The sequence below is a fragment of the Streptomyces sp. NPDC055078 genome (genome assembly GCF_053607985.1).
On sequence record NZ_JBSGUP010000397.1, the window covers coordinates 1 to 7,617 of the forward strand.

Here is a 7,617-nt window from a genome sequence, read left to right on the forward strand (position 1 = left end):
GTCCATGGGCCCCGTACAGTCCTTGGGCCCCGTACAGTCCTTGGGCCCGCAGGGGCCATGGGCCGTACGGGCCTGGAGCCGTGGTCCCGGTCAGCCAACGACGGCCGACCGGGTACCGGCGTGTTCCCTCGCCCTGTCGGCGGCGGGTTGGGCGAATCGCTCGTCCGTCACCGCCCGGTCGCTCCCCGGCTCGCGCGCGGCCGTCTCGTTTGCCGTCGGCCGCGGTGCCGGAGCGCCCGCGGGGGCGGGTGCGGCGAGCGTGAACCAGACCGTCTTGCCGGTCTCGCCCCGCGGCCGTACGCCCCAGTTCTCGCTGACGGCCTCTATGAGGCCGAGTCCGCGCCCGGAGGTGGCGAAGAGATCGCCGTCCGGCACGGTCCGCACGGTCGGCAGCCGTGGGTCGTGGTCATGGACCGAGACGGTGAGCCGGTCGAGCAGCAACTCGATGTCCACGACACACATCTTGTCCGGCTGGGCATGTTGATGGACGTTGGTCAGCAACTCGGTGACGCCGAGCGCCGCCTGGTCGATCAAGGGATCGAGTTGCCAGTAGCGCAGTTGCGCCGAAATGATTCTGCGGACCTGACCGATCCGCGACGGCAGGGCTTGGAGCTCCACCGTGCAGTGCCTGCTTGACGGGCTGATCACGGCTGCGACTCCCCGAAAGAGGTCCGGAAGAAGACGAAGGACGGATCCAGCAGTTGGCCGCCTGCTGATTCTTGGTCGGCGGACGCTGGTTCACAGCGTGACCGCCGATGCACCCTGAGTGATGTGAGATCAGCGTGAACCAGCCGGACCCGTCCCGCAACTCGGCGCTCCGCGCGGAGCGGGAGCACTTCCCGGCTCATGGGCCGGACGGGCGGTGGGCCGGAGCGCACACGGCGTACGCCTCATGCCCGGCGGCGCCCGGCCGGCGGGCATGCGCCACTCGGGTGACGAGCCGCCGGGGTGAGGGATCACCCGGCGACGGACCACCGGGCGGGCGACCAATCGGGCGACCGGCCACCCGTGTGACGTACCGCCCGTGTGACGTACCGCCCGGGTGACGGACCGTTCCGGTGAGGGGCGGTCCTCAGCGCACGGGGTCAGCTCCCGGAGGCAACTCTCGGGATCAGCTCTCGGGGGCGCCGGCCTTGTGCACAGCCTTCAGAAACCGCCCGGTCAGGGTCTCCGGATCCGCCCGGTGGTCGCGCTGACCCATGGTCAGCCGATAGCGCTTGCCGTTGACCGTCAGCGCCGCACTCGCCTCATCGGCGAACCACGCCTTGCCCGCCCTGACCGCGTCCACCGGAGCGCTGTCGATCACCCCGCCGGCGCTGGTGAGCAACTCCAGGGTGCCGTCCTTGATCCGCACCTGCCCGGCCTTGGTGAGCGAGCGCGGCCATCGTTCGATCCGTACACCTGTGGCCCGGTACTCGGGCTCAGTCATCGCCATCGGCCCACCGCCCCCTTCGTAGCGTCGTCCTGCTGGAAGTCTGCCCAACTCCGGCCGTGTGCACCAGTACGAGTGAACACGACCCGACAAGCCTCGCACACCCTCAACCACAAGTGACCCCTATGGATTCCCCAAGCGAACATGTGACCAGGTGAGGGGCTTACTGTGGCAGTCGGGACAGGCTGGACCGAACATCGCGAGGTATGACGGCCATGAGCACCGAAGAGCGGCGAGTGACGGGCGGGGCAGCGGCGACCGCCGATGTCGACCGCAGTGATCCGGACTACCGGGCCTGGCTCAAAGAGGCCGTCCGCAAGGTCCAGGCGGATGCCAACCGGTCGGCCGACACCCATCTGCTGCGCTTTCCGCTGCCCGAGCGGTGGGGCATCGACCTCTACCTCAAGGACGAGTCCACCCATCCGACCGGCAGCCTCAAGCACCGGCTGGCCCGTTCGCTCTTCCTCTACGGGCTGTGCAACGGCTGGATCAGACCCGACAGACCGGTCATCGAGGCTTCCAGCGGCTCCACCGCCGTCTCCGAGGCGTACTTTGCCAAACTGATCGGGGTCCCCTTCGTCGCCGTGATGCCCCGCACCACCAGCCCCGAGAAGATCCGGCTGATCGAATTCCATGGCGGCCGGTGCCACTTCGTCGATGCCGCCCGGCAGATCTACGCGGAGTCGGCGGCGCTCGCCGAGCGGACCGGCGGCCACTACATGGACCAGTTCACCTACGCCGAGCGGGCCACCGACTGGCGCGGCAACAACAACATCGCCGAATCGATCTACCAGCAGCTGCGGCTGGAGCGCTACCCCGAGCCCGCCTGGATCGTCGCCACCGCCGGCACCGGGGGCACCTCGGCGACCATCGCCCGCTATGTGCGCTATCTGCAGTACGACACCCGGATCTGTGTGCCCGACCCGGAGAACTCCTGCTTCTTCGACGGCTGGACCCGGGGCGACCCCGGTGCCCACAGCGACAGCGGCTCCCGTATCGAGGGCATCGGCCGGCCGCGGATGGAACCGAGCTTCCTGCCCGGCGCCATCGACCGGATGATGAAGGTGCCCGACGCGGCGAGCGTCGCGGCCGTACGCGCGCTGGACAGCGCCATCGGCCGCAAGGCGGGCGGCTCCACCGGCACCGGGCTGTGGAGCGCACTCAAGATCATCGCCGAGATGGTGGCGGCCGGGGAGCGGGGGAGTGTGGTGACCCTGCTCTGCGACCCGGGCGACCGCTATCTCGACAAGTACTACTCCGACGACTGGCTCAGTGAGCAGGGCCTGGACATCGCGCCATACACGGCGGCGATCGAGGGCTTTCTGTCGACGGGGGTCTGGCCGGACTGATCCGTCCCGCGCGCCCCCGTCACGGATGTGTCCTACAGCGTGGCGGACTTCGCGAGTCTGCGCTCCAGCTTGCGCATCGAGGCGCGGAAGGAGACCCCGAGCCCGGGGCCGAGCAGCCGCATGACGGCCCGCGCGGGCGCGGATCCGTCGAGCGCGTAGATCCACCGCACCCGGCTGCCGCTGCCGGCCGGAGCGATCCGCCAGTCCTCCACCAGCGCGCTCGGCCCGGGCGCGTTGGTGGCGTCGACGCGGTACGCGTACCGCTCGGCGGGATCGGCGGCCAGGATCGTCTCCTCGAAGCGGAAACCTATCCGGAGCTTGATTTCCCGGCCCGCGCCCTCCCGGGTCGGGACGGCTTCCGAGATCGCGTCGAACCAGTCGGGCCAGCCGGGCAAATCCTCGGCGAGTGCCCGGTACACCGCGTCCGGCGGGGCGGACACTTCGGTGGTGAACGTCAGGCGCAGGGGCGCGGATTCGATGAAGTCGAGCTGTACGGCGCGGAGTCGGCGGGTCATGTCCATACCTCCGGATAGGGGATGACGCGAGGCTCTCACGCCAACCTTCAGGGTGCCAACTGCCCAATGACCCGGGCCGGTCGGGACAACCGGGCTGGTCAGGGCCACCGGGTCGGTCGGGAGACCCGGGTCAGCCAGGTCACCCGGGCTGGTCAGGACCACCGGCTCGGCCAGGCCCGCCTGGTCCGCCCCCGTCGCCGCGCAGCAACCCGTCCAGCGCGCGGCCGAACACCCGCCGGGCCACTCCGGCGACCAGCGGATCCAGCGCGCCCGGCAGCGGCCGGACACGCAGTTCCTCCGCCCAGACCACCACCGACCCCGGTCCCTGGGCACACACCTCGATCTCCGCCCAGCCCGTGATGACCCGGCCGCGCTTCTCCAGCCGGCAGTGCCCGTCGCGGCCGTCCGCCGGAGGTTCCCAGCGGACCACCTCCATCGGATCGTCGAAGCCGGCGCGACCCACGGCCGAGCGGACGACGAACACGGTGCCGGCCCCGATGTGCCCCGGGGTCACCGAGGCGAGCGTCGTCAGGGGGATGCGCGCCGCGTGCGCGCCCCAGTCGGTGACCCGGCGCCAGACCTCAACGGCCCCGAGCGGAACGGCGCGTGTCAGCCGGAACACGGTCATCCGGTCGACCGGAACACGGTCTTCGGGGTCGACACGCCCTAGCCGCCCAGTCCGCCGGCGCTCTCGGGCCCGGGTGCCACCACCAGGCCCGGCAGATGTTCGGCGATCTCCCGCCGGGCCGCCTCCGAAAGACCGGCGTCCGTCACCAGGGAGTCGACATCGGTGAGCCGGGCGAAGGAACTCAGCCCCACCGTCCCCCACTTGGTGTGGTCCGCGACCACCACCACCCGGCGCGCGGCCTGCACAAAACGCCGGTTGGTCTCGGCCTCCGCCAGATTCGGAGTGGACAGACCGGCCTCCACCGAGATCCCGTGCACCCCGAGGAACAGCACATCGAAGTGGAGCGAGCGGATCGCCTGGTCGGCGACCGGGCCCACCAGCGAGTCCGACGGCGTCCGCACCCCTCCGGTGAGAACCACCGTCGCCGCACCGGGGCGCTGCGCCCCCGCCGCCCCCGACCGCTGCGCCGAGTGGAACACATCCGCCACCCGTACGGAGTTGGTCACCACCGTCAGATCGGGCACCTCCAGCAGATGGTGCGCCAGCGCGAAGGTCGTGGTGCCGCCGGAGAGGGCGATCGCGCTGCCGGGCACCGCCATCCGTACCGCCGTCCGCGCGATGTCCTCCTTCGCGCTCAGCTCCAGCGCCGACTTGACCTCGAACCCGGGCTCATGGGTGCTCGCCTCCACCACCGGGACCGCACCGCCGTGGACCTTCTCGACGACCCCCTGCCGGGCCAGCGCGTCCAGATCGCGGCGCACGGTCATGTCCGAGACATTGAGCCTGCGGGTGAGTTCATTGACCCGTACCCCGCCGCGCCTGCGCACCTCGTCGAGGATCAAGGCACGCCGCTGCTCCGCTAGCAGGTTCTGATTGTCGGTCACCGCCGGGGCCGGTCCTTCCGTCTCGTCGTCACACACCGCCTGTCACCCAGGCGTCACATCCTCCCACGGACCGTTCGGCGCGGTGCTCGCGGAGATTCGGTGAGAGCCCTGCCGCGAAGTGTCAGAATCCGGGACGCTTGACCCTGAATCCCGCGCGGTCGCGCACGGATCGGCCATCCGCCGAGAGAGCGAGTCATATACGTGTCCCCTGCAACTCCGGTCCCGCAGAGTGGCGGCCCCACGCTCGAACTGCTGGTCCACGGCGTCGGCGGGGCCAGCCCGCAGGACATGCTGGGCGATCCCCGTACGGTCAGGGTCTCCGGAGACGAGAAAGCCGCGATGTTCCGGCGTACCGACGACAAGAAGGCCGAGAACCACCCCGAGCGGTACCGGGACGAGCCGATCCCGGAGGCGTACTGCTGGTCCAATCTCACCTCCGGCAACAGCGCGCGCGCCCTGTGGCTGCTGCTGCTCCCCTTCATGGTGGTGAATCTGGCGCACTGGATGCGACCGCGCGCCCGGGGCCGTACCAGGACGACCCGTACGTACGGAGTGCTGGTGCGGCTGGTGGCGCTGAGCCTCACCGTGCTGCTGACGGCGGCGGCCTGCGAGGTCGCGCTCGATCTGGTGGCCTGGCAGTGCGCCGGATCGGACGCGTGTGCGGAGGAGCGTTCCTGGCTGGGGTTCCTCTCCAGCGCCCAGGGCGGCTGGTGGGCCCAGCCCGGCCGCCGGCTCGCGCTCGCCTCCCTGGTCCCCGCGGCGCTCGTCGCACTGCTCTGGTATCTCTCCAACCGCACCTGGAGCGCGTACGAATCCCAGCGCCCGCCCACGGGCGAGGACGTGGCCGACGGCGCGAGGGGCCCTGCGGCACCCGAGGACACGCGAGGCGCTGAGGGCCCGGCAGGCACGTCGGGCACCTCGCGTGCCGCTGACGGTGCCCGGACCGGGACCGCCCGGACTGCCCGGACCGCCGGGCCCGCCGCCGACACCGTGCGGACCGGGAACTTCCGCGCGGCACCCGGCGAAGCCGCCGCCCCGGACGCCGGCCGGGACGGCCTCCCCCCGGACCCTCCCGGCCGGGACACACAGGGCCCGAACACCATCGCCCCCGACGCCTTTGCCCCGAACACCATCGCCACCGATGCCCTCGCCCTCGACGCCCTGCCCCCGGACGCTCTGGACTCCGACGAGCACGACGGCGATCCGGACGGCGACGAGACGCAGGAGACCCTCGTCCGGCCCGCGATCGGCCGCCCCGGCTTCTGGTACGGCCGCCGGCTGGTCGCCCGGCTGCGCGCCGCGCACACCGCCGCCGGATTCCTCACGGTCGCCGCCGCCGTCACCGGAGCCGCCGCCCGCCACGACCGCGACGGCGACAACACCCTCCTCACGATAGGCGGCTGGGCGCTGGAGTCGGCGCTCGTCGCCGGTCTCATCGCCGTGGTGTGGGTCGTCCTGCGCAGGGGCCGCAGCGAGCGGCGCTTCGACGCCCGGCTCGACCGCGCGGCCGTCAGGCTCCTGCCCGGCTGCGCGGTCGCCGTGTTCGCGCTCTCCCTGCTGTACGCCTCCTGGTCCCGGCCCGGCTGGGTGTCCGGCGGGGCGCTCCCCGGCGAGGTCACCTTCCGGATCATCGCCCTCGCCCAGGGCGCTCTCGTGGTCGCCCTCGCGGTCGTCGCCTTCGCCCTCCAGCGCCACGCCCGCCACCCGCGTACCGCCCTGTCCGGTCTGGCCGGGCCCGCCGTGGCCATGCTCGCCTGCGCCCTCGGCGCGGTGATGGCGGGCGGCATCGCCCAGCGGGTCGCCGACTGGCTCGACGGACCGGGCACCCCCGGTATGGACGGCGACGGCACCATCCCCGGACCCCCCGTACTGCTCAGCTGGCAGGCGTCCGTCATCCCCGTCCTGCTGGCCGTGCTGCTCGTCCCCGCCGTGTTCCTCGCTGTACGGAGCTGGCGGCGGGCCCGCCGGATGGCGGGCGGCATCGAGACCGAGTACGCCACGGCCGAGCGGAATCCCGCCAGGCCCGACGACCGCCCCTGGCGCCCCGACCCCGTCCGCACCCGCCGTATCGCGGGCACCAGGGCCCGCGCCGCCCTCACCGACTCCGCACCCTCCATCGTCGGCATCGTCGCCGGTGCCACCCTGCTGCTGGGCACCGGCGCGGTCGCCGGCGCCTGGGTGAGCGGTGAGGTCCCGGGCAAGGCGTTCGCCGGTGGCGGCGGCTTCGCCGAGTCCGCCGCCGAGACCGCGCAGTCACTGGGTTCCTGGCTGGTCGGCTTCGGTTTCATACTGTTCGTCACCTGGGGCCGCCGTGCCTACCGCGACGCCTCCGCCCGCCGCACCATCGGCATCCTCTGGGACGTCGGCACCTTCTGGCCGCGCGCCGCGCACCCCTTCGCGCCGCCCTGCTACGCGGAACGCGCGGTCCCCGATCTCACCTGGCGCATCTGCACCTGGACGGATGAGACCGACCGTGCGGGCGGACGGCTCGTCATCTCCGGCCACTCCCAGGGCAGCGTGCTCGCCGCCGCGGCCGTCTGGCAGCTCCCCGCCGAGACCCGCGGCCGGGTCGCGCTGCTCACCTACGGTTCCCCCCTGGAACGGCTGTACGGACGCTGGTTCCCCGCCTACTTCGGACCCGCGGCCCTGAGGGGACTGCGCACCCAGGTGAGCTGCTGGCGCAATCTGTGGCGGCCCACCGACCCGATCGGCGGGCCGGTCCTGGTCGGCCCGGACGGCAGGCATCCGCCGGTCGACGGCGAACCGCTGAGGGACCCGGTCGTGTACGGGCGCTCCCGGCAGCACCCAC

Annotated in this window: 7 protein-coding genes; 2 read left to right on the forward strand and 5 right to left on the reverse strand. The window is 72.2% G+C overall.

Features of this window, described 5'->3' with window-relative positions; genetic code table 11:
* Positions 1–90 precede the first annotated feature (90 nt).
* Together ACWF94_RS27225 and ACWF94_RS27230 are read right to left on the reverse strand one after the other, a co-directional pair.
* Positions 91–648 carry an ATP-binding protein gene (locus ACWF94_RS27225; RefSeq protein ID WP_453493832.1) on the reverse strand — a complete coding sequence of 186 codons (558 nt, stop codon included), beginning with the start codon at positions 646–648 and terminating at the stop codon, positions 91–93.
* 463 nt (positions 649–1,111) lie between these two features.
* A complete protein-coding gene (locus tag ACWF94_RS27230) occupies positions 1,112–1,435 on the reverse strand; it encodes a hypothetical protein (RefSeq protein ID WP_453493835.1) in 324 nt (107 codons plus the stop codon).
* A 212-nt stretch (positions 1,436–1,647) separates the two neighbouring features.
* Between ACWF94_RS27230 and ACWF94_RS27235 the strand changes: the two genes are divergently transcribed.
* A complete protein-coding gene (locus ACWF94_RS27235; RefSeq protein ID WP_453493838.1) occupies positions 1,648–2,781 on the forward strand; it encodes a PLP-dependent cysteine synthase family protein in 1,134 nt (377 codons plus the stop codon).
* A gap of 32 nt (positions 2,782–2,813) precedes the next feature.
* Here the strand turns inward: ACWF94_RS27235 and ACWF94_RS27240 are convergent, their stop codons facing one another.
* From ACWF94_RS27240 to ACWF94_RS27250, 3 genes are all read right to left on the reverse strand, one after another.
* The gene (locus tag ACWF94_RS27240) at positions 2,814–3,296 is read right to left on the reverse strand and encodes an SRPBCC family protein (protein WP_453493841.1); all 483 of its coding nucleotides are present in this window, start codon (positions 3,294–3,296) and stop codon (positions 2,814–2,816) included.
* Between the two features lie 139 nt (positions 3,297–3,435).
* A complete protein-coding gene (locus tag ACWF94_RS27245; protein WP_453493844.1) occupies positions 3,436–3,924 on the reverse strand; it encodes an SRPBCC family protein in 489 nt (162 codons plus the stop codon).
* Positions 3,925–3,962: 38 nt separating this feature from the next.
* The gene (locus ACWF94_RS27250; protein ID WP_453493846.1) at positions 3,963–4,808 is read right to left on the reverse strand and encodes a DeoR/GlpR family DNA-binding transcription regulator; all 846 of its coding nucleotides are present in this window, start codon (positions 4,806–4,808) and stop codon (positions 3,963–3,965) included.
* A 201-nt stretch (positions 4,809–5,009) separates the two neighbouring features.
* Here ACWF94_RS27250 and ACWF94_RS27255 point away from each other — a divergent pair.
* On the forward strand, positions 5,010–7,617 hold a 2,608-nt coding region (locus tag ACWF94_RS27255; protein ID WP_453493849.1), incomplete at its 3' end, for a hypothetical protein.

Coding starts and splice junctions, on each gene's coding strand:
- ACWF94_RS27230 (WP_453493835.1), bottom strand. CDS start 1,435: ATGGCGATGACTGAGCCCGAGTACCGGGCCACAGGTGTACGGATCGAA.
- ACWF94_RS27235 (WP_453493838.1), top strand. CDS start 1,648: ATGAGCACCGAAGAGCGGCGAGTGACGGGCGGGGCAGCGGCGACCGCC.
- ACWF94_RS27240 (WP_453493841.1), bottom strand. CDS start 3,296: ATGACCCGCCGACTCCGCGCCGTACAGCTCGACTTCATCGAATCCGCG.
- ACWF94_RS27245 (WP_453493844.1), bottom strand. CDS start 3,924: ATGACCGTGTTCCGGCTGACACGCGCCGTTCCGCTCGGGGCCGTTGAG.